We start from the raw sequence: 23,836 nt of genomic DNA on the forward strand, positions 1-23,836 counted from the left end.
CGAATAATATTATTGCGCTCGCCTATAATCTAATTTCGCGAGAATGGCATGACGGCTCCCTGGACCTACCCCGATTTCGACGACCACGAAGGCCTGCATCTGTTTCGCGATGCGGCTTCCGGCCTGACGGCGGTGATCGCGCTCCATTCGACCCATCTCGGCCCAGGCGCGGGCGGGACACGGTTCTGGCATTATGCCGATCCTGCCGACGCGATCACCGATGCGCTGCGCCTGTCGCGAGGCATGAGCTTCAAGAACGCGATGGCGGGCCTGCCGATGGGCGGCGGCAAGGGTGTGATCCTCGCCGATGCCCTGCGCACCAAGACGCCGGAGATGCTGGCAGCCTTCGGCCGCGCGATCGATTCGCTGGGCGGCCGATATGTCACCGCCGAGGATGTCGGAATGAGCGACGCCGACATGGTCGCGATCTCGCAGACGACCAAGCATGTCTCGGGCCTGCCCGTCGCGGCGGGCAGTGCCGGCGGCGACCCTGGGCCAACCACCGCACAGGGCGTGTATCTCGGCGTCCGCGCCGCGATCGCGCGCGCGCTGGGCAAGAATAGCGCGGCCGGCGTGCATGTCGCGATCCAGGGCGTCGGCAGCGTCGGCGGCGGGCTGGCCAGGCTGCTGGCGAAGGATGGCGCGCGGCTCACCCTCGCCGATGCCGACGTCAAGCGCGCCAAGGCGCTGGCGGCCGAACTCGGCGCAACCGCGATCGGCGCCGGCGAGATCCTGACGGTCGAGGCGGACGTGCTCAGCCCGTGCGCGCTGGGCGCGATTCTCGATGAACGCTCAATCGCCGCCCTGCAGGTGCCGGTGGTGGCGGGTGGCGCGAACAACCAGCTCGCCACGCCGGCCGATGCCGACCGCATCCATGCCCGCGGCATCCTCTATGCGCCCGACTATGTGATCAACGCCGGCGGCATCATCAATGTCGCGCTCGAATATCTGGGGCAGGGCGACCGCGCCGAGGTGAACGCGCGCGTCGCAAAGATCCCGGAACGGCTTGACCAGATCTGGGCCGAGAGCGCGGCGGCGGACCTGCCGGCGGCGGTCGTGGCCGACCGGATGGCGATGAAGCTGATCGGACGGGGCTGATCCAGGGGCCATTGCGGTCTACGCGATTGGTCCTTATTCCCCACCCTCCGTGCATATCTTCGCCAACCCCGCCCGTTTCCTGTCGATCGCGCGCCCGCTGACGCCCTGGCTCGGCTGGGTCGGCGCGGTGCTGATCGTCGCAGCGCTTTTTGCAGGCCTGTTCGTCACACCGCGCGACTATCTGCAGGGCGAGAGCGTGCGGATCATGTACGTCCATGTCCCGGCCGCCTGGCTGGGGATGGCGGGATGGTCGGGCATCGCGACGGCGAGCCTGATGCAGTTGATCTGGCGCCATCCGCTGGCCGCCGTCGCGGCGCGGGCGATCGCCGTGCCGGGCGCGCTGTTCGCCGCGATCTGCCTGGTGACCGGCTCGATCTGGGGACGGCCGACCTGGGGCGCCTGGTGGGAATGGGACGGCCGGCTGACCTCGATGCTGGTGCTGTTCTTCCTCTATCTCGCCTATATCGCGCTGGCTTCGGCCGGCGCGGAGCGCGGCAGCAACGATCGCATCTCGGCGATCTTCGGGGTGGTCGGCGCCGCCAACATTCCGGTAATCCATTATTCGGTCGAATGGTGGCGCACGCTGCACCAGGGGCAGAGCATCGGCCTGAGCGGATCGACCATCGACGGTTCGATCCTGTGGCCGCTGCCGATCGCCACGCTCGGCTTCAGCCTGTTGTTCGGGGCGATCGTGCTGATGCGGATGCGCGCCCTGCTGGCGCAGGCCAAGGTGGTGGCGCGGCTCAAGCGGATGACCGCAGAATGATCCAGAGATCCTGATGAACCACTGGCCCTTCATTATCGCGGCCTATGCGATCACCATCATCGGCACGCTCGCCATCGCCGTGGCGAGCTATGCCGGCATGCGCCGCGCCGAGCGGCAGGCCGACGCGCTGACCCGGCGCGACTGATGGCGGTCAAGGCCAAGAACCAGCGGCTGATCCTGGCCCTGCTCGCGATCGTCGCGATCGTCGGTGCGGCGCTGCTCGCCATGTCGGCGCTCAAGGACCAGGCCGCCTATTTCTATACGCCGTCCGACGCGAAGCGCGACCATGTCGAGCCCGGCCGCGCGGTTCGGCTGGGCGGGATGGTGCAGAAGGGATCGATCAAGCGACAGCCCGATGGCGTCACCATCGATTTCATCGTCACCGACAATGCCGAAACCGTGCCCGTCCGTTTCACCGGGATCGTGCCCGACCTGTTCAAGGAGGATTCGGGCGTGGTGGCGGAGGGCAGCTTCCAGGCCGACGGCGGCTTCGTCGCGACCAATATCCTCGCCAAGCATGACGAGCGCTACATGCCGCCGCAGGTGGCCGGCGAGATGCACAAGACCGAGAGCCTGGAACCGCAGAGCGACCAGCAGAAGGGGCAGAAGTGATCGCCGAAGCGGGATTGGCCGCCTTGTGGCTGGCCGCGGCGCTGGCCGCGCTGCAACTCGTGCTCGGCGCGATGGGGGTGGCGAGCGGACGCAGCGACCTGCTCGGCGCGGTGCGGCCGATCGCGCTGGTGCAGGCGGGGCTGGCCGCCGTCGCCTTCCTGACGCTGATCTGGCTGTTCGTGGCGGTCGACCTGTCGGTGGCGCTGGTCGCGGCCAATGACGCCTCGACCAAGCCGCTGCTGTATAAATTCGCCGGCACCTGGGGAAACCACGAAGGCTCGATGCTGATGTGGGTGACGATCCTCGCCGTGGCGGGCGGCGCGGTCGCGCTGTTCGAGCGGCGGCTCAACGAGCGGACGCTGATCGCCACGCTGGCGGCGCAGGCGGCGATCGGCCTCGGCTTCTACGCCTTCCTGCTGTTCGCCTCGAACCCGTTCGCGCGGTTGAACCCGGCGCCGATCGAAGGGCAGGGGCTCAATCCGCTGCTCCAGGACCCTGGCCTCGCCTTCCATCCGCCGACACTCTACCTCGGCTATGTCGGCCTGTCGGTGGCCTTCTCCTTCGCGGTCGGCGCATTGGTGACGCGCGATGTCGGCGCGGCGTTCGCGCGGGCAATGCGGCCCTGGGTGCTCGGCGCCTGGATATTGCTGACCCTCGGCATCACCGCCGGCAGCTATTGGGCCTATTATGAGCTGGGCTGGGGCGGCTGGTGGTTCTGGGACCCGGTCGAGAACGCCTCGCTGATGCCATGGCTCGCCGCCACCGCCCTGCTCCATTCGGTGACGGTGCTCGCCACCCGCGAAGGCCTGCGCGCCTGGACGGTGATGCTGGCGGTGGTCGCCTTCTCGATGTCGATGGTCGGCACCTTCCTTGTCCGCTCGGGCATCCTCACCAGCGTCCACGCCTTCGCGGTGGACCCGCGGCGCGGCTCGTTCATCCTCGCGCTGCTCGCCATCTATATCGGCGGGGCGCTGGCGCTGTTCGCGCTGCGCGTCGGCACGGTGCGCGAGGGATCGCGCTTCGATGCGGTCAGCCGGGAAGGATCGCTGGTCATCAACAACCTGCTGCTCTCGGCCATTTTGGGCATCGTCCTCGTCGGCACGCTCTATCCGCTGGTTGCCGAGGCCGTGACCGGCGAGAAGCTGTCGGTGGGGCCGCCTTATTTCAACAGCGCCGCCGGGCCGCTCGCGCTGATCCTGGTGCTGGTGATGTCGGCCGGGCCGATCATGAAGTGGCGGCGCGACGACCTGAAGCTCACCCTGATGCGGCTGGCGCCCGCCCTGTTGCTGTCCGCGCTGGCGCTGTTTGGGCTGGTGCTGCTGTCGCCCGGCATCCGCATCCTGCCGCTGCTCGGGCTGGTGGCCGCCGCGGGCGTGGCGCTCGCCAGCCTCGCGCCGCTGTGGAAGCGCAACCTGCGCCGGACGCCGCTCTATATATATGGCATGGTGGTCGCGCATCTCGGCATCGCCGTCGCGCTGGCCGGGATGGCCTCCGAAAGCGCGTTCAACCAGGAGACGCTGGTCGCCGCCCGCGTCGGCGAGGTCCACGGCGTCGGGCCCTATACGATCCGGCTCGACGGCGTCGAACCCGTCGCCGGCCCGAACTATACCGCGATCGCGGCGACCGTGACCGCGCAGCGCGGCGACAACAGGCCGTTCACGCTGCATCCCGAGACCCGCAACTTCCCCTCGCCGCAAACCGAGACCAATGAGGCGGCGATCACCACCGTGCTCGATGGACAGCTATATGTCGTCGTCGGGAAGTCCGACGATGATGGCCGCTGGCAGCTGCGGCTGTGGTGGAAGCCGTTCGTCACCCTGATCTGGCTGGGCGGCGCGCTGGTCGGATTCGGCGGCTTCCTGTCGCTGATCGGCCGGGTTCGCCGCGAGATACGGCACGCGCCGCCGCGGGCCTATATATGAGGAAGCTGCTCATCTGGCTGCCGCTGGGGCTGTTCCTCGTCTTCCTCGGCGTGTTCGCGGGCGGCCTGATCAGCCCGGAGAGCAAGACGATCCCCTCCAAGCTTGTCGGCAAGCCGATGCCGGGCTTCACGCTGCCCGCCGCATTGCCGGGCAAGCCGGGGCTGAGCAGCGCTGAACTCGCCACCGGCGAGCCCCATCTCGTCAATGTCTTCGCCAGCTGGTGCGTGCCGTGCATCGCCGAGGCGCCGCAGCTCAAACAGCTCGCCGACGCGGGCGCGCCGATCTACGGCATCGCCATCCGCGACCGCGCCGAGGACCTGTCGCGCTTCCTGCAGCGCAACGGCGATCCTTATCGGGCGATCGGCGGCGACGCCAACAGCAGCGTGCAGATCGCGCTTGGCTCGTCGGGCGTGCCGGAAACCTTCCTGGTCGACGGCAGGGGGATCATCCGGATGCAGCATATCGGCGACATCAAACCCGAGGACGTGCCCGGCATGATGTCGGCGCTGGCGGCCGCCCGATGAGCAAAAAAGGCCTCCGTTCGTCCCGATCCCTTCGGTTGCCTGCAAGGCAGGCGCTCAGGACAGGCTTTGGCCTTCGGCCGAAATCGAGGGACGTCGCGTCGCGATACGTGTCTCGACTTCGCTCGACACGAACGGCGTTGGCATTGGGAATCGGGCTCATCCTCGCCTCTCCACTCTTCGCCGACTCGCTGATGCCGGCCGCCAAATATGCGAACGAGCAGCTTCCGGATCGGGCGCAGGAGGCCAAGGCCAAGGCGCTGATGGAGACGATCCGCTGCCTCGTCTGCCAGGGCCAGTCGATTGCCGATTCGGAGGCCGAGATGGCGGGCGACATGCGCGCGCTGATCCGCACCCGCATCGAAGCGGGCGAGAAGCCCGAGGCGATCCGCGCATGGCTGATCGAGCGCTATGGCGACTGGGTCAGCTACACGCCGCCGCTCGATTCGCTGACCTGGCCGCTCTATGCGCTGCCGGTCATATTTCTTGCCCTCGGCCTGTGGATCGTGAGCGGGCGGCTGAAGCGCCGGAGGAAAAGCTGATGGGCTGGCTGATTTTCCTGTTCATGGCGCTGGTCGTCGCGGGGCTGCTGTGGCGCTTCGGCCGGCTTCCCAAGGGCGGCATCGAGCTGGTGGCGGCCGCGCTGTTCCTCGCCGTCGCAGGCTATGCATGGCAGGGCAGTCCTGGCCTCTCTGGCAAGCCGACACCCGCGCCCGCCGAGGTGAGGACGCCCGACAACGAGGCCGCCGTTGAACGCCAGAAGATGTTCAGCAAGATCGGCAGCGACGCGGACGTGCTGCGCAGCGCCGATGGCCTGCAGAGCCAGGGCCTTACCCTCTATGCCATCGCCATCATCAAGAACGGCCTCGAGAAGCGGCCCCAGAGCGCGGACCTCTGGGTCGGGCTGGGCAACGAGCTGGTGATCCACAGCGGCGGAATGATGTCTCCGGCTGCCCAGCTCGCCTTCCAGCGCGCCGAGGCGATCGCGCCGGATCATCCGGGGCCGCCTTTCTTCATGGGCCTGGCCTATGCCCAGGCCGGCCAGCTCGACAGGGCCGAGACGGTCTGGCGCGGATTGCTCGACCGCAGCCCCGCCAACGCTTCGTGGCGGCCCGAACTCGAACAGCGGCTGCTCGAGATCGAGCGCATGAAGCAGATGGGGCAGTAGGCGTAAGCCGCGACGCCGGGGGCGGAGAAGCAGGGCGGGAGCCGGATGCCGCTATGGCCAGGAAGAAGATATATCTGACGGCGAGGCTGCCGGACGGCACCGTCAAGACGATCGGGCCCACGGCGATCGAATTCACCCATTATTGGCGGATCGTCGCGACGCTGGGCAATGGGAAGACCGAAGTCTTCTGGGGGCACAGCAAGTCGCTCGCCGAGGCGAAGAAGAAGCGGAGCGCTACGGCCGATGCCGCCGTGAATCGCGGCTGGACCGGCTATGATGTCGACATCGTCGAGCTGGAGAGCAGTTCCGCGCCGCCGGCGAACTGAGGGGCTGGTCGGCGGGGCGAACGTCGCAGAGCGAGCCGCCTGCGCCCCGAGAAACAGCGTCTCTTCCGGCCTGTGTTGCGGCCCCGGGGAACAAATGCTAGTTGCCCGCCGCTATGCGCCGATGGGGGGAACCAGGGCGCTCCACATGGGCATTGTTCACACATGAAGTCCACTCTCGCATGACCAGCGGCACGCCAGCCGACGCAGAGGGGACGCCTGTCTCTCCGGTGCCGGCCGTCCCTGGCCATGGCAGCATGGGGGCCATGGTGGTGGGCGCCATCGGCGTGGTGTTCGGCGATATCGGCACCAGCCCGCTCTATGCGTTTCGCGAGACGTTCGCGGGCCATCACCCGCTGCCGCCCGACCAGCTTCACATCCTCGGCGTGCTCAGCCTGATCTTCTGGTCGATGATGCTGGTGGTGACGTTCAAATATGTCGCGATCATCATGCGCGCCGACAACAAGGGCGAGGGCGGCAGCCTGGCGCTGCTCGCGCTGATCAACCGCAAGTCCGAAGGCCGGCGATGGAGCAAGGGCATCGTCCTGCTCGGCGTGTTCGCCACCGCGCTGTTCTACGGCGACAGCATGATAACCCCGGCGATCTCGGTGTTGTCGGCGGTCGAGGGCCTCACCACGGTCGAGGCTGCATTTGCGCCGATGGTGGCGCCGCTCGCTGTTGGGATCCTGATCTGCCTGTTCATGATCCAGGCGCGGGGCACCGCCAAGGTGGGCTTGCTGTTCGGCCCGATCATGCTGGTATATTTCACCGTGCTGGGCGTGCTCGGCGTGTGGCATATCCTGGGCAATCCGCATGTCCTGATCGCGCTGAACCCCTGGTACGCCGTCCAGTTCTTCCTCCAGGAAGGTCGTATGGCGTTCCTGGCGATGGGCTCGGTGGTGCTGGCGGTCACCGGCGCCGAGGCGCTCTATGCCGATATGGGGCATTTCGGGCGCAAGCCGATCGGACTGTCCTGGCTGGTGTTCGTGCTGCCGGCGCTGATGCTCAACTATCTCGGCCAGGGCGCGATGATCCTGTCGCAGGACATGGCGACGGCGCTGCACACCATCCACAATCCCTTCTTCCTGCTCGCCCCCGAGATGTTCCGGCTGCCGCTGGTGATCCTGGCGACGATGGCCACGGTGATCGCCAGCCAGGCGGTGATCTCGGGCGCCTTCTCGGTCACCCAGCAGGCGATCCAGCTCGGCTTCATCCCGCGCCTGCGAATCACCCACACCAGCGCCGGCTCGATCGGCCAGATCTATATCCCGGCGATCAACTGGGGCCTGATGGTGATGGTGATCCTGCTGGTCATCTCCTTCCGCACCTCGTCGAACCTCGCCGCGGCCTATGGAATCGCGGTGACCGGCGCGATGGCGATCGATACGTGCCTTATCGCCGTGGTGCTGATCCACCTGTGGGGATGGAACAAGTGGCTCGCGGCGCCGCTGATCGCGATATTCGGATTGGTCGATCTCGCTTATTTCGGCGCCAACCTGACCAAGGTGCCCGACGGCGGCTGGTTCCCGCTGCTGATCGGCTTCATCGCCTTCACCATGTTGACGACCTGGGCGCGTGGCCGGGCGCTGATGATCGATCGGCTGCGCGAGGCGGCGATGCCGGTCAAGGTGTTCGTGCAGTCGGCGGTGAACTCGGCGGTGCGGGTGCCGGGCACGGCGGTGTTCATGACCTCGCAGGCCCAGGGCGTGCCGCACGCGCTGCTCCACAATCTCAAGCACAACAAGGTGCTGCACGAGCGGGTCATCCTGCTCACCGTCAGGATCGCAGACGTCCCCTATGTCGTCTCCACCCAGCGGATGGAGTTCGCCGATCTCGGCCAGGGCTTCTACCGGATGGTGATCAACTACGGCTTCATGGAGGACCCCGATGTGCCGGCGGTGCTCGCCCGCACCAAGAGCTGCGGTGCCGACTTCAAGATGATGGATACGAGCTTCTTCCTGGCGCGGCAGACGTTGCTGGCGTCGGCGCGGCCCGGCATGGCGATCTGGCGCGAGAAGCTGTTCGCCTGGATGCTGCGCAACGCGGAGAGCGCGATGGAGTTCTTCAAGCTGCCCACCAACCGCGTGGTCGAGCTGGGCAGCCAGGTGGAAATCTAGGAATTTTACAATCTGTGATCTTTGCAACAGCGGCCTGCCCGCCACGTTGCTAGGCGCGGATCATGAGCAAGAAGATCGACACCATCCCCCTCGACGACATCGCAGTGCGGCTCGCGGCTGGCGCCGGCCAGGCGTGGAGCGCCATGAGCGAGTTCCCCGGCTATGCCCGCACGATATGGCGTGATGAAGCGCGCCTCCAGGTGCTCGCGCAGAAACCCGATTCGGTCATCGAATGCCTGCCGGCGAGCTGGGACGGCCGCGAGGGCATGTGCTTCGTCAAGATGGCCAGCGCCGCCTGAGCTGGGCCCGAGCGCCAGACATCCGCATTTCCAGGCGCCCTTCGAAGAGGCGTGATACATAGCCGCATGCCTGGTTCTGCCAACGCCCCCATCATTGTCACCGCCGTGATCGGTCCCGAGTATTTCGCCTGGGCCGACGGGCTGCGCCGGGCGCATTTTCCCGCCGAGCGCAACCAGGTGCCGGCGCACCTGATCCTGTTCCACCACCTGCCGCCGTCTTCGCTCGACTCGCTGAAGCACGTCGTCGCTTCGGAGCTTCGCGCGGCGAGGCCGCCCGCGGCGCGGGTCACGCGGCTGCTGTCGCTCGGGCGGGGCGTGGCGCTGGGCATCGACAGTCCCGGCCTGGCGGCGATCCGCGCGCGTATCGCCGAGGCTATGCATGGCCAGCTGACCCCGCAGGACCAGGCCGCCTGGCGGCCGCATATCACCGTCCAGAACAAGGTGGCGCCCAGCGAGGCGCGTGCACTGCTCCAGGCGCTGCGTGCGGAGTTCGAGCCGCGCCCGATCAAGCTGACCGGGCTGGCCGCCTGTTGGTATCGCGGCGGCCCCTGGGAGCCGATCGCCGAGTGGCGATTTCGCGGCTGATCGAGCTTTGCGCCGGGACTGTCCGGGTGCAGCTCAGTCGATCTGCCCGAGCCCGTCGCAGCTCAGGTCGAACGCGGCCAGCCCGGCATCGAGATAACCGGCGAGCATCGGCATATCGAGCAGCTGATCGATGATCGAATCGGCATCTTCTTCGCTGGCGGCTTCGATCGCTTCGTCCCATTCGCTCGCGTCGAACGTGCCGCGCCCGACCATGGCGAGCGCCAGCACCTCCGCCCCCTCGTCGTCGGAAAGATCCTCGAGCAGGGTGCGGACCTCGTCCTCGGCGGCCTCATTGGAGTCGTCATCGAGCGCGGCGAGGGGGTCGTCGGTATCGGCTGGCTCGTCCTCATCGTCATTCTCGGTCGCGGGCACCTGCGTTTCCAGCTCGCGGGCGCGCGCGATCAAGCGGCAGATCGTCTCCAGTGAAACCGTCAATTCCATGGCATCATCCTCGCCCCAACAGCCGGGGTTCCGGACCCAAACGTGGACGCGGTGCTGCGGTTCCGCGTCGCTTTCAGGCGGCCAGCAGGCCTTTGAGCGGGACCTCGGGGTTGGCGAGGCTGGCCTTGTCCGGCGAAAGTCCACCAACCACCAGCGCCTTGCCCTGGACATAGTCCTTGACGGCGTTGACGCAGTCGAGCGCCAGCACCCGGCCGTCCTTGAGATAGACCACCGAGAAGCTGCGCGTGCCAGGATCGCCGCGCACGATCGCTTCGTCGAAGCCGACCGAAAGGCCCACCGTCTGCAGGCGCAGGTCATATTGGTTGGACCAGAACCATGGCACCGCATGATAGGGTTCGGCCATGCCCAGGATGTCCTTGGCTGCGGTGGTCGCCTGGTCATTGGCGTTCTGCACCGATTCGAGGCGGAGGCGGGCGCCGCCGGCAAAGTCGTTGGCGTGCATGGCGCAATCGCCGATCGCGTAGATATCGGGCAGGCTGGTGCGGCAATAGCTGTCGACATCGACGCCATTGCCGCCGGCCGCGCCCGCCGCGATCAGCGGTTCGACCGCCGGGACGATGCCGATGCCGACGATCACCATGTCGGCGGGCAGAACCGAGCCGTCATGCATCCGGACGCCGGTGACGCGATTCCCGGCACCGCCGAGGATGCAGTCCACCTTCGCATCGAGCTGGACGTCGACGCCATGGGCGCGATGCTCCGCCTCGTAGAAGCGCGACAGGGGCTCGCCGGCGACGCGGGCGAGGACGCGGTCGAGCGCCTCCAGTACGACGACCTTCTTGCCGAACTTCGAGAGCACCGCGGCCGCCTCCAGTCCGATATAGCCGCCGCCGATGACGACGACATTGGTGGTGCCCTCCATCTCGCCGAGCATGCGATCGACATCCTCGCGCGTGCGCACGCCGTGGACGCCCGCCAGGTCATGGCCCGAGCAGACGAGCCTGCGCGGCGCTCCGCCGGTCGCCCAGATCATCTTGCCATAGCCGATCGTCGAGCCGTCGGTCAGAGTTGCCAGATGCGCGGCGGGATCGACCGACGCGACGCGGCGGCTGAGCAACATATCGATGTGGCGATCGGCCCAAAAGGCGGCGGGACGGATCAGGATGCGATCGAACGTCTTCTCGCCGGAGAAATATTCCTTCGACAGCGGGGGGCGCTCATAGGGGAGTTCGGGTTCGTCGCCAACCACGGCAATCGTGCCTTCGAACTTGTTCTGCCGGAGCGCGACCGCTGCCTGCGCGCCGCCATGGCCAGCCCCTACGATAAGCACGTCATAATGAGCCAACTGCGAATCTCCCCTGGTCAGTCGTTCGATCCGCCGCTGTCTATCCGGTGGAGCGCCAATGTCCAGTTGACCGCGACAAACGCCCCGCCTATAGGCCCGCTCCACCGCATCGGCGGTCGCCTTGGGGCGGAGTAGCTCAGCTGGTTAGAGCAGCGGAATCATAATCCGCGTGTCGGGGGTTCAAGTCCCTCCTCCGCTACCACCGGAAACATACAATCGACAGATTGCACCGGTTTTCCGCTCGCGAGCGCGATGATCGAAGCGAGGCGGCCGGTTAGTTCGATGTCGAGGCCGCGCGCGTCCTCGCGTGGAATGAGGGTCACGCTTTCGATCAGGCCGCGAATGGCTGGCACCGCTTCCAGGCGGGCGGCGTCGCCGCCGGTCAAGGCCTCGTCCAGCTTCTCGATGCGGGCGCGATAGTCGTCGGCGATGTTCGGATGCAGCGCGATCACCGGCAGGCTGTCGATTTCGGCGAGCATCGCTTCGTGGCGCTGGCGGTCGGCCTTGGCAGCTTGCAGCGCGACGACGACTTCCTCGACATCCGCGCCGCGGCTGATCGCGTCGACCAGGCGCTCGATCTTGCCCTGGGCGTCACGGAGTTTGCGGCGGGTGCGATCGGCTTCGTTCGCGGCCTGGGCGCGCTGCCGCGCGTGCTGCTCGTGATATTCCTTCACGTAGATCCGGACCAGTTCGGGATCGAGCAGGCGAGATTTGAGACCTTCCAGCACGCGGCGCTCCAGCTGCACCGTCGTGATCGACCGCCCCATCGAGCAGCGACCACTCGACCGCTGCTCGCCACAGCCCCAGCGATCGTCGCCGATGACGATGAAACTGCCGCCGCACTCGCCGCAGCGGCATAGACCGGAGAGCATCCGAGCCGGCCGGCGCTTCTTCGTATAGCTCCAGCCCTCGGTTGCAGCGCGCTGTGCGTGGGCGCTGTCCCATTGCGCCTGATCGACGATGCGCAGCTCGGGAACGGATTGCCGCTGCCACCGATCGCGCGGCTGGACCTTGGGGACGCGCTTACGGGTGACCGGATCGCGCACCATCTGCGTGCGGCCGTAGACGAGCTGGCCGATATAGATCTCGTTGTGGAGGATGCCGTTGCCGCGCACTTTGTCGCCGTTGATCATCGAGACGCGCCAAGCGCGATCGGTAGGCGACGGGATGCCTTCGTCATTTAGACGGCGGGCTATGGCGACAGCCGACAGGCCAGCGTTGAACTCGCGGAAGATGCGGCGGACGATCTCGGCCTGTTCGGGATCGACTTCTCGCAAGCCCAGCTCCGGATTGCCCTTCGCGTCCAGGCGGATCACCTTGCGGTAGCCGTAGCAGAGGCCACCGGGGATGCGGCCGGCAGCAACCCGGCCGGACTGGCCGCGCCGGATCTTGGCGGCGAGATCCTTTCGGAAGAGGGCGTCCATCGTGCCCTTCATGCCGATATGCAGCTCACTCACCTCGCCATCGGCGAGCGTGAAGATCCGCGCCCCATTGAACTTGAGCGTCTCGAAGATAGTCGCGCTGTCGGCCTGATGGCGGGCGATGCGGTCGAGCGCCTCGGACAGGACCTGATCAACGCCGCCGGCAGCGACGCGCGCAAGCAGGGCGTTCAACCCAGGCCGTTGCGCCTCGCCAAAGCCGGCTGCGCCGCTGATCGCGTAGTCCATAAACACGTCAACGACAGGCCAGCCCTCGCGCTGTGCGCGCTCACGGCACAGGCGGACCTGATCATCGATCGAGCGAGCATCCTGAAGATTACTGCTGTATCTGGCGTAGATGACGGTTTGCATCGGGCCTTTCCTGAGCCGGGCAGCGCGAGTCTGCTCGGGCGGCGGCAATGTCCCGCGCGACGGCGTCACGCGCAAGGGCCTTCACGATCACCAGCAATGCGGGATCGAGCGGAGCGTTCATATGGCGAGGTCGTAATGCTTGGCCATGCGGCCGGCGGCGCTGTCCTCGCGGGTCCAGCGGTCTTTCAGGCGCTGTGCAGCGCGGCGGGCGGCGATGCCGGTCTTCTTGTCGCCGCGCGATCCACCGCGGGTGGCGCGGTCGGCCATTTCGAGAGGAGTGAGCTGCCGGCCACGGATGCGCAGGCGGTCCTGAAAGGTGGTGCGGTGCTCCGGGCAGCAGAAAAGCTGGCCCGGCTGGATGCTATCAAAGGGCGCGAGGCATTCCGCGCATGCCCGTCCGTTGCCGGGCCGGGGGCTGTTTTGCGCAGCCGGCGTTTTGGCGGGGGCGTGGTCCATGGCCTTCAGGCCTTCGCCCCAAGTTCGGCGTCTACCCACATGGCGTCGCGACGTTTGCCGGTGTAGCCGCACTCCCTGCAGCCGGCGCCGATCAGGCACCCATGGTTGAGGTCGTTTTCGTAATGCTCCGAACCGCTGCCATATTCGCCCAGCTCACAGCAGCCTGTGCAATGACTGGTCCATGAGATCGCTTCGAGCAGCACGTCGACTTCGTCCTCTCGACGCGCGCTAGGGCCGATGGCGTAGGCGCGGCGTCGATCGAGGCGCTGCGCGGAGAAGGCTTCGGCCTCACGCCAGTGGACGGGACGGATGGTCATGCCTCGATCCAGTGGATCAGGGCGGCGAGCAGCTGGCCATCGTCACTGTCGAGTTCGCCGCGTGCTTCGCGGAAGGCCTCCAAAGCCAGGCGGCTGGCGTCGACCAACGGATAGAGCATGTCGTGGTGGTGGGGGGAGTCGATCGCTCCGCCCTCGCGACCGTAGGTGATCAGCGCACCGGCGGCTTCGGTCGCGGCGCTGGCGGCCGCGAGGGCTGCGGACTGGGCTTGCTCACTCATGCGGCTTGCCTTTGATCGGGCGCCAAGCCGCCGGCGCGTAGGTGAAGGGTGATGCGGACGCAGAAGTGCGGGCCGTCGATGAAGCGGGTGTGCCAGGCGATCATCTCGTCGAGGCAGCGGATCTGCCATGCGGCGGCCTGGTTGGACGGATCGGTGGCGATGCGCGCGGCTGTGAGCTGGCGCGCGCGGGCGAGTTCCTCGATGATGTCGCAGCGATCATAGGAGCCGACGACCGCCGGATCGGGGAGGCGGCATTCCCAGGCCGATTGCCAGATCTCGACGGCGGCGCGCATCGTGGCGATGCGGCGGTCGGCCTCGGCCGGGGCCAGTTTGCCGGCCTCGACCATGCGCGGATAACCGTCTTCGCGGCCCTTGAGGATGGCGCGGGCCACGGCGGCGTAGCAATCCCACATGTGCTCTTGCGGCTTCGATGTCGTCATCGCTTATCTCCAGAAAGGAGCGATCAGCCAGTCGGGCGGCTGAGGCCGGTCGATCAGTTCCGGCCGAAGCAGAGGGCGATCGCGGCTGCGCCCGCCATCCACAGCAGGGTCGAGGCCGCGAAGGCGCAGCCTATCCGGCTGGCGGGCAGCGGCTGGCGCGTCGTCATCGCGGGGCACGGATCGCGGGGCGCAGGAAGCGCGGCCAGCAGAGTTTGTAGCTGATCTTCGCAATGGGGCTGTAGGGCGGGCGATCGTCGATCTTGCGCATTTCGGCGGTGCGCCCGCAGGCCTTGCGCATCCGCTCCGAAAATCCCGCGGCGTTCAGGTGGTAGGCGGGCGGAACCTCGGTCGCGGCGCAGAAGGCGAGATAGTCCTCATGCAGTCGAACGGCCGGGGTCCAGCCCGACGTCTGCCGCGGCAGTTCGGTGTTGGCCTTGAACCAGTCGTCGAAGCTGAAATTGAGGTGCGCGGCCGGCTCGGCCGGCATGGCAGCGGGCGCCTTGGCGCGGCGGCTGCGAGTGGTGGGTGTCGAGAGAGATGAGCTGAGCATCGGTGCCTCCGTCGTTGTGGACGGGGCAGCGTGTACGAATTAATCGTACAACATGTCAACGAGAATATCGTACTGAACCTGTGCGACCCATTCGTTACGGTGCAGCCATGACGAAGATGCCTATAGCAACGCTGTTATCGCTGGTCGTTATCGCTGCCTCGCTGCAGGCGGCCCCACCAAAAAAGAGCGCCTCGGCGAACGGCGCGCTCATCGCGCGAGCGAAGGCGGTTGTGGTGGAGAATATGAAAGACCCGGAGGCGACGCAGTTCAGGAACGTCCGCGTAGCAGTTGACACTCGCTCGCACCGTAAGGTGTGCGGCGAAGCTAACGGTAAGAATTCCTATGGAGCGTATGTCGGGTATGCCCGGTTCGCATTCGACGGCGATGCTGTTACCTGGGCGGACCGGGATGGGCAGGTTGCCTGGATGCTGGCAAGCGAGGGTTGCTAGATCCTGCGGCCAATCCAGATGACCCGGCCGACGACATACATTTCATCGTCGGCAGCGTTGATTGGTGGAACTGAAGCGTTGTCGGAAAGCAGCTGATATGTGCCGCCCGGGATTCGTCGAACGCGCTTGATCATCCCGAGTTCGCCGTAGCTGACGGCCCAGATGCGATCCTGTTGGCGAATTTCCTTTTGAGCCGTATCGATCAGTACGATATCGCCATCGAGCATGGTTGGCTGCATGCTGTCGCCGTCGCCCCGCGCAACAAAGAGATCTGCGACAGATCCGCGCATGATGCCACGCAACCACTCCCGTTGGAATGGCACCACGCCGGTTTGAGTGTAGTCGGCGAACACAGAGCCGCCGCCCATGGAATAGCCAAGTTCGAGCTGGGGCACGATGGTCAGGCCAAGCTCCTCCATCACCCGATCCGTCGCAGGAGGCATGAGAGAAACCGAGTTTGCCTCGTCTTCCCCTAATCCCGCCAAGCTCAAAATATCGGCCTTGTTTACGCCGCGTTCGGCAAAGACGGACGCAATCTTTCTTGCCAGATCAAGCGGCAGCACTGGCTTCTTGAACTTAGCCTTGTCCTCGTAAGCGGCATAGGTCGAGGTCGGCATGCCGAGGGCCTCGGCTGTGTCCCGGACGGTCAGGCCGGATTGATTGCGCAGGGACTTGAGACGCGCCGGGATGGTTTCCATCCACACAGCTTACGAAAATCTCGTAAAAGAGCAGTACGATTTATTCGTTGACATATTGTACGATCTTTTCGTACATCCGCCACCCATGAGCGAAAACCTTAACCTCTTCGACATGTTCGGCGGCATCAGCAAGATGGCGAGTGAGCTGAAGGAAGCCGTTTCGACGGTTAGCAGCTGGAAGATCGTAGGTCGTGTACCGGCGACGAAGCAGCCGGCTGTTCTCGATGCCGCAGAGCGGCTGGGGTTGCCGATCACGGCGGAGCATCTGGTATTCCCGATGGGTAGGCCTGCGCGCGAAGACGCTCCGCCCCCTTTCCAGAACATGCCCCCTCGCACCGACGGTCCGGCACCCGGGCCAGCGCCGACCCAGCTGGGCTCGAAAGTAGTAGCACCAAAGATCAGCTGCGGCGCGTCAGCAGACTGCTTCGGCGAGCGCAGCGAATCCTCGACGAGTTCGACCCGTGAGGAGGCGGCATGAACGCCATCCAGAAAGGAATTGCCCATGCCGTGGTCACTAGAGTGGTGGATCGTCATCATGGTGGCGAACATGCTCCTGCACACCTACTGGCTGTCGCGCGAGACCAGGCGCTTGCGGCGCAGCGTTTCGGCGCTGGAGGACATGGTGAGCCGGAGCCATCGGGGCGTGGACGGTCCCACAATGTAGATCGTTTCCTGATAGAGCTTCCCCGGTTGGATCAGCCATCGGACGGTGCGCGGCGAACTGACGACGGTAGCCGGTCCCGGCAAGACGTCGCCCGTCGCGGTATCATAGCTGGAAGTACGGATCTCCATTTTGGCCTTGGCGGCCACTTCGGTAACGACGAGATCCTCGTCGAGCCGGTTCACTATGGTTATCCTCGCGGCAACCCCGCCGTCTCCGCTTGTCCAGATGGTGCGGATTATAGGCAGCGCCTTGCGCGTCATTTCGCGGCGGCGTTCCATCCACGTACCGGCGGACACGCCGAGGCCCAGCGCAGCGATCACGGCTGCCGTCCATTGCGGCGATATTTCCACAGATTCCCCCTTCCTGCAGGTCTCGACAACCGCAGGGTGACCGATGGGGGCGCGGTGTCAAGCCGTGCCCCCGGAGGGTTTCCAACGCCATGAACTATGCGGGGGGCATTGCTTTCGCGGGGATCATCGGAGCACTGGGCTTCGGTGCGATCCTGTGGCTGTCCGCCTATGCGGAGCGAGAGCTGCGGATCTATTTCGGTATTGGCGGCCACTGGGCGCACGAAACCCGGCAGGCCGTGGCCGACTATGACGCTGCCGATGGTGATGATGCCGTTGTCCATGGCGTTGTGGATGGCGCCGAAACGACTGACCTGACCAGCGGCAAAGGCGGCGAAATTGCCGGAGCGGCGGCCAATGGCTGATCGTCGCGACGGGCTGCAGCCTGAGAAGCAGGGCGCGAAAGTTGCGAGCCGGGCGCTGGTGCGCGCCGTTGGGGGGCAGGAGGCTTGCCCGGCGTTCGCGCGCTACACGCGGCACCAGGCCTATTCCGAGTTCGCGTCGATCGAGCATGCCGACAAGTTCGTGCCGATCGATGTGGTGATCGACCTCGAAGCCGTGACGCATGGCATGCCGGGACATCCGCATGTGACGCGTTACCTGTGCGAGCGGGCGGGCGGGACGTTCGTCGCGCTGCCGACCGCCGAGCAGACGATCAAGGATTTCCATGCCGCCGTCGCCGCGCTGATCCGCGAAAGCCACGACGTGGCAACGCGGCTGATCGACGCGCTGGGCGACGGCCGCGTCACGCCCGAGGAAGTGCTCGCCGGCAAGATGATCGATGAAACCAATGCGCTGATTGGCGTGGGTGTGAATCTGCGCGCGATGCTTGAGCGTGTCGTGGCGGGCGGGGGCTGACGATGCTGGGGGGCAGTCTTCTCCAACGGATCGACCGGCTGTTCGCCGCGCGAATGGCTTTGAAGAAACAGTATCGCGCTGCCCCCGTGGCGCGACAGGGCGGCGGCGGGCGGGTTTGCCCCCCCTCCAGGCCTGCCGTCGCCCTGAATGACGGCGCGTTCCTCGACTGCGCTCGGGATGAACGGGAATCGGATTGTCATGGTGAACCGCTCGGTCGCGTTCCGGCGGGACCGCTTTGGTCTGCTGCTCGCGGCCCCGGCGACCTGACGCGCGTGATCGGGCCGGGCGTCACGCTGACGCTGTGCGCGGCTGGGCTGGATGGTCTGCATGCGGCGCTGGCCGGCGTGCGGAAAGCGGGAGGGCGGTGATGCAGGCGATGCAGCTGACGGGGGTGGGGATCATGGCAGCGAATGACGAGCCATGCGCGCGGGTTATCGGCCCGCTCGAAGGGCAGTCGCATCTCGGCGGCGACGGGATGGCGATGCTGGCCGATGCGGTGACCGCATGGGTGAAGGCGGCGGCGCCGGGGCAGCAGATCGTCTATGCGACCGGGCATCTTCCGGCCTGGTCGAAAGGGCCGGGGCGGATGCGCGACCTGGCCTGCGAGGGCTATGTCCATCTGGTCTGCGACCGGAAGCCCGACCCCAAGCAATATGTGGCGCAGCGGACGTCGATGGCGTGGCGCGAGGAGGCGGCGCCGCAGCGGCGGATCGCGCGGGCGGTCGCCAGCTACGAGGCCGAGGTCGCGCGGCTCTATGACGTGCTGCGCGAGCTTGCCGCCGAGGGTGCGCCGTGCCCGTCGAACGCGGAACTTGCGCGGGAGATCGGCCTCGAGACGGCGCAGCAGGGCGCCTATGCGCTGAGCTGCCTCGTCAAGGCCGACAAGGTCATCAACCGGCCCGTCGAGGGGCCGCCCTACCGGGTGATCACGATCGTCAGCGGCGGACGGCGTACCGGCCTGGTCGGGGGTGCGGCGTGATCCGCCTCGGCACGCCGACGATTGCCGAGTGCGACAGCTGTGGGGTTGAGGCCGAGGCGGTCGAGGCGCGCAATCCGCGCACCGACACGGTCAGCTGGGGCTTTCTGCCGGCCGGGTGGAAATTTGACCTGATCGACGGCGATCATGTCCATCGCTGTGGTGCCTGTTTCGCCGCGGCGGTTGCTCCGTTTGCGGATCGGAGGGCTGCGTTCGAGGCGCGGCTGGACCATCTCGGCCGGGGTCTGCTCGTCGACATCGCGCACAGCCTAGGCGTGCCGCTCGGTATTGCGCGGCGGTGGACCGCCGAATGGGTGGTGGCGCAGGATAATCCCGTGTCAGCGGCCCGCTTTCAGATCCTCGGCACCGATGGTCAGCTTACCACCTGCGGGTACGTCACCTCTGTGGAAACGGCGGCGGACGGCGTGCTCGATCACATAGAGCGGCGCGCGGCGCGCGTCGGCCGCGACGGAGACTTCGACATTGACGGTAACTTTGATGGATCGTTCGCCAGCCATGGCGACGGTCTGCGCCGGGCGGCGCGCCATCGCAAGGGGGCGATATGAGCGAACAGGATCTTCGGGAAACGGTGGAGCTGCTGAAGGAGGTGCTCGCCGGCAGCGACCAGATCGCCAGCGCGGCGCTCGGCCCGCGCTCCAACGAGGTGAGGTTCATCTATGCCGACGGGCGCTCGCGCGTCGTGGCTATCGCCGTGCGGGAGAATATTTGATGGGCGAATCCACGAAAATCGAGTGGGCGCATCACACGTTCAATCCGTGGATCGGCTGCACCAAGGTGGGGCCAGGCTGCGACCATTGCTATGCCGAGGCGCTGATGGACGTGCGCCGCGGCAAGGCGAAATGGGGCGCTGGTCAGCCGCGCGTGCGTACCGCCGCGAGCACCTGGGCGCAGCCGCTGAAGTGGGATCGCGCCTGCGCCAAGGCCGGCATCCGGCAGCGGGTGTTCTGCGCCAGCCTTGCCGACGTGTTCGACAATGAGGTTGTCCCGCAGTGGCGGGACGATCTGTGGCGGCTGATCCTCGACACGCCGAACCTCGACTGGCTGATCCTGACGAAGCGGATCGGCAATGTCGCCTGCCGTACGCCCATCATGGGCATGCCGGCGAACGTCTGGCTTGGCGCGACGATCGTCAACCAGGCTGAGGCCGATCGCGACATTCCGAAGCTGCTGGCCGTGCCAGCGGCGAAGCGGTTCCTGTCGATGGAGCCGCTGCTGGAGCCGGTCGAGTTGGACCGATGGTTCGCGATCCATAAGCATTGGATGACGGCAGACAGCCTTCCAGCAGCGCCATGGTGCCCACCATATCCTAAGCATTGGTGGAAACATCAGGCATTGGTGGGCGCCGGATATAAGCCGCCGCTCGACTGGATCATCGTCGGCGGCGAGAGCGGCCAAGGCGCGCGGCCGATGGACCCGGACTGGGCGCGGAGCCTGCGCGATCAGTGCGCGGCGGCCGGCGTGCCGTTCCTGTTCAAGCAATGGGGTTTGTTCGCGCCACTGAAGTCTGCCCCGCCCGGCACGATGTTTCGAGGGACGAAGGCGGTCACCGGTCGACTGCTCGACGGTGTGCAGCACGACGGGGTGCCGGCATGAGCGGTGATGAGGAGCACATCCTGCGGGAAATCCGGGGCGACGATCCCCGCCATGCTGCTCTGGCCGAGCGCACTCAGATCTTCGAAATGTTTGCCCTGCCGATGATCAAGAATGCGCCAGATCCGCTCGAAGAAATGTCGATGCTGATTACGGCGGCGATGGTGTTCGCGGGTATGACGTTCGGCAAGCTGATCGTCGCCGGTGCGGCGGCCGAAGGCGACAAGCGGCGCACGGTCGAGGCGGCGGCGAAGAACTTCCGGACTGGTATCGACATCGGCAAGCGGGCGGCGACGCGGGCTGGGGTCAGCGATTGCGAGGGCTCGGCATGACGATCGCGCCCTGCCAAATGCTCCAAGGGGACTGCACGCTATTGCTCAGGCAGCTGCTCGAGCAGGGCATGCGAGTCGACGCCGTCGTTACTGATCCTCCTTACCATCTCGCGTCGATCGTCAGCCGGCTTGGCGCTTCGGACGCCGCGCCCATCCAGTCTGGCAAAACGGGTGCCTATGCGCGAGCCAGCTCGGGCTTTATGGGACAGCAGTGGGACGGCGGCGACGTCGCGTTCCGGGCCGAGACCTGGCGCGCCGTGTACGCGGTGATGAAGCCCGGCGCCCACCTGATCGCGTTCTCCGCCACGCGCACCTATCACCGCATGGTCTGCGCGATCGAGGATGCCGGTTTCGAGATCCGCGACATGGTGCCGTGGCTGTACGGCACGGGCTTTCCGAAATCGCATAATCTCCACGGCGAATGGGAAGGCTGGGGCACCGCGCTAAAGCCCGCCATCGAGCCGGTGGTGCTGGCGCGCAAGCCGATCATCGGCAGTATTCCGGACAATATGCGGCTGTTCGGCACTGGGGCGCTCAATATTGATGCGTGCCGGGTGCCAACCGATGAGGCGATTACGGCCACGAGGAACGTTGCTTTGGGCTCCTCGGGTTCCGGCGTTTACGGCGGCGCGAATGTGCCTGGATCATACGAGCAACAGGCAGGCGGGCGCTGGCCCGCCAACATCTGCCACGATGGATCAGTCGAGGTTCTGGAAGCATTCGCAGCCTTCGGCGAGCGCGGCGCACTGGCGCCCGTTGTCAAACGCCGCTCCGATGTCGAATCGGGTCGCGTCGTTTATAACCGGGGCTTCGGCGGCACTATCGACCCCGACGCAAAAACCTTTCAGGGCGACAGCGGTACAGCAGCCCGCTTCTTCTATTCGTCCAAGGCCACCGAGGGCGAGCGCGTATTCGAATGCAGGATCTGCGGCATCCATACTCTCGGTAAAACCGGCTGCGACTGCAAAAACAAGGATGGAGAGCCGGACATCCGCAGCCATCCAACGGTGAAGCCGATCGAGCTCATGCGCTGGTATGTTCGCATGGTCTGCCCCCCGGGCGGATTGGTTCTCGATCCTTTCGCCGGCACGGGTACTACCGCCGCGGCAGCGCGCGCTGAAGGCATGCAATCGCTGATGATCGAACAGGAAGAGGCGCATTGCCGCGACATCGCGGTGCGTCTCGGCTCCGCCTTCGAGGAGCTCGTGGAGGCGCGCGTTGCGCCTCGGCCAATCGATAACTCCGATGCCGGCCCTTTGTTTGGAAGCGCGGCATGACGCCGGATTGCCGCCGCTGGACCGAGCAGATGGCTGAGCGCTGGGCGGCGCGCGCCGAGCTGCTGCAGGATGATCCCGGCGCATCGGCGAGCCAGCTGCTGCGGGCGGCGTGTCTCGAGGATATCGTGGCGGACCTGCGGCGGCGGCTTGCGGCTTCTCCGCCGCCTGCGGTGCTGTCCGCCGATGATGCGCGGATCGCGGGGCTGGAGGAGCGCCTGGCGCGGCTGCAGCCCTATATGCATCCGACCTACAGGATCATGTTCAACACCGGGCCGATCATGGCCGAGGTGCGGGCGGGAATCGAGGCGCAGCTCGGCCGGGCGCCCTCCGTCGAGGTATCGGTTGCGCCCGCGCGGCCGAAGTGGATCGATGCGCCGCTGACGCGGCCTGCCAATGATCCCGAGCCTTTCATGGCCGGGCCGCAGATGGACATGTTCGGATGAGCGGGCCGGCGCATGGCGGCGGTCGAATCGACCCGCGGCAGATCGAGGAAATCCGGCAGCGCGTGCCGCTGGAAGGCGTGGTCGGCCGGGTGGTGAAGCTGCGCAAGGCGGGGCGGCGGTTTTCGGGCCTATGTCCGTTCCATAGCGAGAAATCGCCGAGCTTCTCGGTCTCGCCCGAGCATGGCTTCTATCACTGCTTTGGCTGCGGCGCGCATGGCGGTGTGATCGACTTCGTGATGGCGACGCAGGGGTTGGGCTTCGTCGAGGCGGTGGAGCTGTTGGCGCGCGATGGTGGGGTGGATCTTGGGCCGGGTCCTTCGACGCCAGCTTCGACAGGCTCAGCCTCTGCTCAGGATGCTCGGAGGGGCGGGACGGATCGGGAGGTGGTCGACAGTGCCACGGCGGGGCGCTGGTTGTGGCGCAATTCGATTCCTGCGCGCGGGACGATCGCCGAGCATTGGCTGGAAGCGCGCGGGCTCGATCTCGGCGCGTTCGGCCGGGGCGACGGGGTCGATCGGCTGCGGTTCATGGCGTCGGCGCCGGCATCGGCCTGGGGCGTGGATGAAGATCCGCGGCTGTTCTGGCTGCGCGCCCCGGCGATGATCGCGCCGGTGAGTGATGGCGAGGGCCATGTGCGGGCGGTGCATGTCACCTATCTGTCCCGCGATGGGCGGCAGAAGGCCGATTTTCCGGCGATGCGCGACGGGCGCGAGCGCGGCACGCGCAAGATGTACGGGCCGGTCGCAGCGCGCGCGGTGTGGCTGTCGGGGTTGCCTTATGAGGGCGCGGGCCGTCCGCTCGTGGTGGGCGAGGGGATCGAGACCTGCTGGAGCTATGCGCAGGGCATGGAGCGATCGTGCCGGGTGGCGGCGGCACTGAGCCTGGAGAATTTGCAGGGCGGGATCAAACGCATGTCGTGCCGCGACGGATCGGCGTGGCGACTGTGGCGGATCGAGGCCGAGCTGGAGCGCGCGCCGTTCGTGATCGAGCGGGCGGGCGAGGTCATCCTGCTGGTCGATGCCGACATGAAGCCGCTGCGCAACCAGCTGGTGCAGCGCGGCCGGGGCGAGCGGGTGGCGCGGGCCGATATCAGCCAGGCGGAGCGGGCCGAGATCTGCGCGGCGGCGGCCGTGCAGCACTGGCGCGCGGCGGGGGCGATGCCGGTGACGGCGGTTCGCCCGCCGATGGGGATGGATTTCAATGATCTGGCGAGGGCGGTGTGATGGTGGGA

Annotated in this window: 34 protein-coding genes and 1 tRNA gene; 25 read left to right on the forward strand and 10 right to left on the reverse strand. The window is 66.6% G+C overall.

Annotation, left to right across the window (positions count from 1 at the left end; all coding sequences use genetic code 11):
• Positions 1-48: 48 nt before the first annotated feature.
• The 12 genes from AC1DQK_RS07670 to AC1DQK_RS07725 all read left to right on the forward strand — a co-directional run bounded on the left by AC1DQK_RS07670 (position 49) and on the right by AC1DQK_RS07725 (position 9,411).
• On the forward strand, positions 49-1,098 hold the full coding sequence (locus tag AC1DQK_RS07670; protein WP_477869021.1) for a Glu/Leu/Phe/Val family dehydrogenase: 1,050 nt from the start codon (positions 49-51) through the stop codon (positions 1,096-1,098).
• 49 nt (positions 1,099-1,147) lie between these two features.
• Complete coding sequence (gene ccmC / locus AC1DQK_RS07675; protein ID WP_477869023.1) at positions 1,148-1,864, forward strand: heme ABC transporter permease CcmC; 717 nt, start codon at positions 1,148-1,150, stop codon at positions 1,862-1,864.
• A gap of 13 nt (positions 1,865-1,877) precedes the next feature.
• Positions 1,878-2,009 (forward strand): heme exporter protein CcmD, encoded by a 132-nt coding sequence (gene ccmD / locus AC1DQK_RS07680; RefSeq protein ID WP_477869025.1) that lies wholly within the window; start codon positions 1,878-1,880, stop codon positions 2,007-2,009.
• Entirely contained in the window at positions 2,009-2,476 is a 468-nt protein-coding gene (ccmE, locus tag AC1DQK_RS07685; protein ID WP_477869027.1) for a cytochrome c maturation protein CcmE, read from the forward strand. Before ccmD ends, ccmE begins: the two co-directional genes overlap by 1 nt.
• Positions 2,473-4,398, forward strand: a complete 1,926-nt coding sequence (locus AC1DQK_RS07690) for a heme lyase CcmF/NrfE family subunit (RefSeq protein WP_477869029.1) — start codon at positions 2,473-2,475, stop codon at positions 4,396-4,398. Before ccmE ends, AC1DQK_RS07690 begins: the two co-directional genes overlap by 4 nt.
• Complete coding sequence (locus AC1DQK_RS07695) at positions 4,395-4,922, forward strand: DsbE family thiol:disulfide interchange protein (protein WP_477869031.1); 528 nt, start codon at positions 4,395-4,397, stop codon at positions 4,920-4,922. Before AC1DQK_RS07690 ends, AC1DQK_RS07695 begins: the two co-directional genes overlap by 4 nt.
• 191 nt (positions 4,923-5,113) lie before the next feature.
• Entirely contained in the window at positions 5,114-5,461 is a 348-nt protein-coding gene (locus tag AC1DQK_RS07700) for a cytochrome c-type biogenesis protein (protein ID WP_477869276.1), read from the forward strand.
• Complete coding sequence (locus tag AC1DQK_RS07705) at positions 5,461-6,087, forward strand: tetratricopeptide repeat protein (protein WP_477869033.1); 627 nt, start codon at positions 5,461-5,463, stop codon at positions 6,085-6,087. Before AC1DQK_RS07700 ends, AC1DQK_RS07705 begins: the two co-directional genes overlap by 1 nt.
• Positions 6,088-6,140: 53 nt before the next feature.
• Positions 6,141-6,413, forward strand: coding sequence for a hypothetical protein (locus AC1DQK_RS07710; protein ID WP_477869035.1), 273 nt, complete (start codon positions 6,141-6,143; stop codon positions 6,411-6,413).
• 254 nt (positions 6,414-6,667) lie between these two features.
• Complete coding sequence (locus tag AC1DQK_RS07715) at positions 6,668-8,527, forward strand: potassium transporter Kup (protein WP_477869278.1); 1,860 nt, start codon at positions 6,668-6,670, stop codon at positions 8,525-8,527.
• A 62-nt stretch (positions 8,528-8,589) separates the two neighbouring features.
• On the forward strand, positions 8,590-8,826 hold the full coding sequence (locus tag AC1DQK_RS07720; protein ID WP_477869037.1) for a hypothetical protein: 237 nt from the start codon (positions 8,590-8,592) through the stop codon (positions 8,824-8,826).
• A gap of 105 nt (positions 8,827-8,931) precedes the next feature.
• Positions 8,932-9,411, forward strand: a complete 480-nt coding sequence (locus AC1DQK_RS07725; RefSeq protein ID WP_477869039.1) for a 2'-5' RNA ligase family protein — start codon at positions 8,932-8,934, stop codon at positions 9,409-9,411.
• Positions 9,412-9,444: 33 nt separating this feature from the next.
• On the opposite strand, the gene AC1DQK_RS07730 is transcribed toward AC1DQK_RS07725, so the two are convergent.
• Positions 9,445-9,852: a DUF3775 domain-containing protein gene (locus AC1DQK_RS07730; protein ID WP_477869041.1), complete on the reverse strand. Its 408-nt coding sequence runs from the start codon at positions 9,850-9,852 to the stop codon at positions 9,445-9,447.
• 73 nt (positions 9,853-9,925) lie between these two features.
• Complete coding sequence (locus AC1DQK_RS07735) at positions 9,926-11,158, reverse strand: NAD(P)/FAD-dependent oxidoreductase (RefSeq protein WP_477869043.1); 1,233 nt, start codon at positions 11,156-11,158, stop codon at positions 9,926-9,928.
• A 125-nt stretch (positions 11,159-11,283) separates the two neighbouring features.
• On the opposite strand from AC1DQK_RS07735, the gene AC1DQK_RS07740 reads away from it, so the two are divergent.
• Positions 11,284-11,360, forward strand: a tRNA-Met gene (locus AC1DQK_RS07740).
• Here the strand turns inward: AC1DQK_RS07740 and AC1DQK_RS07745 are convergent.
• From AC1DQK_RS07745 to AC1DQK_RS07770, 6 genes are all read right to left on the reverse strand, one after another.
• Complete coding sequence (locus AC1DQK_RS07745; protein WP_477869280.1) at positions 11,317-12,948, reverse strand: recombinase family protein; 1,632 nt, start codon at positions 12,946-12,948, stop codon at positions 11,317-11,319. The genes AC1DQK_RS07740 and AC1DQK_RS07745 overlap by 44 nt on opposite strands.
• Positions 12,949-13,065: 117 nt before the next feature.
• Positions 13,066-13,404 (reverse strand): hypothetical protein, encoded by a 339-nt coding sequence (locus AC1DQK_RS07750; protein ID WP_477869045.1) that lies wholly within the window; start codon positions 13,402-13,404, stop codon positions 13,066-13,068.
• 5 nt (positions 13,405-13,409) lie between these two features.
• Positions 13,410-13,721, reverse strand: a complete 312-nt coding sequence (locus AC1DQK_RS07755) for a hypothetical protein (RefSeq protein WP_477869047.1) — start codon at positions 13,719-13,721, stop codon at positions 13,410-13,412.
• Positions 13,718-13,960, reverse strand: a complete 243-nt coding sequence (locus AC1DQK_RS07760) for a hypothetical protein (RefSeq protein WP_477869049.1) — start codon at positions 13,958-13,960, stop codon at positions 13,718-13,720. The genes AC1DQK_RS07755 and AC1DQK_RS07760 overlap by 4 nt, the downstream gene beginning before the upstream one ends.
• Positions 13,957-14,400, reverse strand: a complete 444-nt coding sequence (locus AC1DQK_RS07765) for a hypothetical protein (RefSeq protein ID WP_477869051.1) — start codon at positions 14,398-14,400, stop codon at positions 13,957-13,959. Before AC1DQK_RS07765 ends, AC1DQK_RS07760 begins: the two co-directional genes overlap by 4 nt.
• A 163-nt stretch (positions 14,401-14,563) precedes the next feature.
• Positions 14,564-14,950, reverse strand: a complete 387-nt coding sequence (locus tag AC1DQK_RS07770; RefSeq protein ID WP_477869053.1) for a hypothetical protein — start codon at positions 14,948-14,950, stop codon at positions 14,564-14,566.
• A 107-nt stretch (positions 14,951-15,057) separates the two neighbouring features.
• On the opposite strand from AC1DQK_RS07770, the gene AC1DQK_RS07775 reads away from it, so the two are divergent.
• Entirely contained in the window at positions 15,058-15,399 is a 342-nt protein-coding gene (locus tag AC1DQK_RS07775) for a hypothetical protein (protein ID WP_477869055.1), read from the forward strand.
• Here AC1DQK_RS07775 and AC1DQK_RS07780 read toward each other — a convergent pair.
• Positions 15,396-16,097: a LexA family transcriptional regulator gene (locus tag AC1DQK_RS07780; RefSeq protein WP_477869057.1), complete on the reverse strand. Its 702-nt coding sequence runs from the start codon at positions 16,095-16,097 to the stop codon at positions 15,396-15,398. The genes AC1DQK_RS07775 and AC1DQK_RS07780 overlap by 4 nt on opposite strands.
• Between AC1DQK_RS07780 and AC1DQK_RS07785 the strand changes: the two genes are divergently transcribed.
• Positions 16,087-16,575 (forward strand): carph-isopro domain-containing protein, encoded by a 489-nt coding sequence (locus tag AC1DQK_RS07785; protein ID WP_477869059.1) that lies wholly within the window; start codon positions 16,087-16,089, stop codon positions 16,573-16,575. The two genes, AC1DQK_RS07780 and AC1DQK_RS07785, sit on opposite strands and share 11 nt — an antisense overlap.
• An 83-nt stretch (positions 16,576-16,658) precedes the next feature.
• On the opposite strand, the gene AC1DQK_RS07790 is transcribed toward AC1DQK_RS07785, so the two are convergent.
• A complete protein-coding gene (locus AC1DQK_RS07790; protein ID WP_477869061.1) occupies positions 16,659-17,111 on the reverse strand; it encodes a hypothetical protein in 453 nt (150 codons plus the stop codon).
• 89 nt (positions 17,112-17,200) lie between these two features.
• Between AC1DQK_RS07790 and AC1DQK_RS07795 the strand changes: the two genes are divergently transcribed.
• From AC1DQK_RS07795 to AC1DQK_RS07840, 10 genes are all read left to right on the forward strand, one after another.
• Entirely contained in the window at positions 17,201-17,473 is a 273-nt protein-coding gene (locus AC1DQK_RS07795) for a hypothetical protein (protein WP_477869063.1), read from the forward strand.
• Positions 17,466-17,966 (forward strand): hypothetical protein, encoded by a 501-nt coding sequence (locus AC1DQK_RS07800; protein WP_477869065.1) that lies wholly within the window; start codon positions 17,466-17,468, stop codon positions 17,964-17,966. The genes AC1DQK_RS07795 and AC1DQK_RS07800 overlap by 8 nt, the downstream gene beginning before the upstream one ends.
• 367 nt (positions 17,967-18,333) lie before the next feature.
• Positions 18,334-18,945 (forward strand): hypothetical protein, encoded by a 612-nt coding sequence (locus AC1DQK_RS07805; RefSeq protein WP_477869067.1) that lies wholly within the window; start codon positions 18,334-18,336, stop codon positions 18,943-18,945.
• Positions 18,942-19,508: a hypothetical protein gene (locus AC1DQK_RS07810; RefSeq protein ID WP_477869069.1), complete on the forward strand. Its 567-nt coding sequence runs from the start codon at positions 18,942-18,944 to the stop codon at positions 19,506-19,508. The genes AC1DQK_RS07805 and AC1DQK_RS07810 overlap by 4 nt, the downstream gene beginning before the upstream one ends.
• Positions 19,505-19,672: a hypothetical protein gene (locus AC1DQK_RS07815; protein WP_477869071.1), complete on the forward strand. Its 168-nt coding sequence runs from the start codon at positions 19,505-19,507 to the stop codon at positions 19,670-19,672. Before AC1DQK_RS07810 ends, AC1DQK_RS07815 begins: the two co-directional genes overlap by 4 nt.
• The gene (locus tag AC1DQK_RS07820; RefSeq protein WP_477869073.1) at positions 19,672-20,556 is read left to right on the forward strand and encodes a phage Gp37/Gp68 family protein; all 885 of its coding nucleotides are present in this window, start codon (positions 19,672-19,674) and stop codon (positions 20,554-20,556) included. Before AC1DQK_RS07815 ends, AC1DQK_RS07820 begins: the two co-directional genes overlap by 1 nt.
• The gene (locus AC1DQK_RS07825) at positions 20,553-20,885 is read left to right on the forward strand and encodes a hypothetical protein (protein ID WP_477869075.1); all 333 of its coding nucleotides are present in this window, start codon (positions 20,553-20,555) and stop codon (positions 20,883-20,885) included. Before AC1DQK_RS07820 ends, AC1DQK_RS07825 begins: the two co-directional genes overlap by 4 nt.
• Positions 20,882-22,162 carry a DNA methyltransferase gene (locus AC1DQK_RS07830; RefSeq protein ID WP_477869077.1) on the forward strand — a complete coding sequence of 427 codons (1,281 nt, stop codon included), beginning with the start codon at positions 20,882-20,884 and terminating at the stop codon, positions 22,160-22,162. Before AC1DQK_RS07825 ends, AC1DQK_RS07830 begins: the two co-directional genes overlap by 4 nt.
• Positions 22,159-22,605 carry a hypothetical protein gene (locus tag AC1DQK_RS07835; protein ID WP_477869079.1) on the forward strand — a complete coding sequence of 149 codons (447 nt, stop codon included), beginning with the start codon at positions 22,159-22,161 and terminating at the stop codon, positions 22,603-22,605. Before AC1DQK_RS07830 ends, AC1DQK_RS07835 begins: the two co-directional genes overlap by 4 nt.
• Positions 22,602-23,828, forward strand: coding sequence for a CHC2 zinc finger domain-containing protein (locus AC1DQK_RS07840; protein WP_477869081.1), 1,227 nt, complete (start codon positions 22,602-22,604; stop codon positions 23,826-23,828). The genes AC1DQK_RS07835 and AC1DQK_RS07840 overlap by 4 nt, the downstream gene beginning before the upstream one ends.
• Positions 23,829-23,836 lie beyond the last annotated feature (8 nt).

The sequence above is a fragment of the Rhizorhabdus sp. P4_G5 genome (assembly GCF_056401065.1).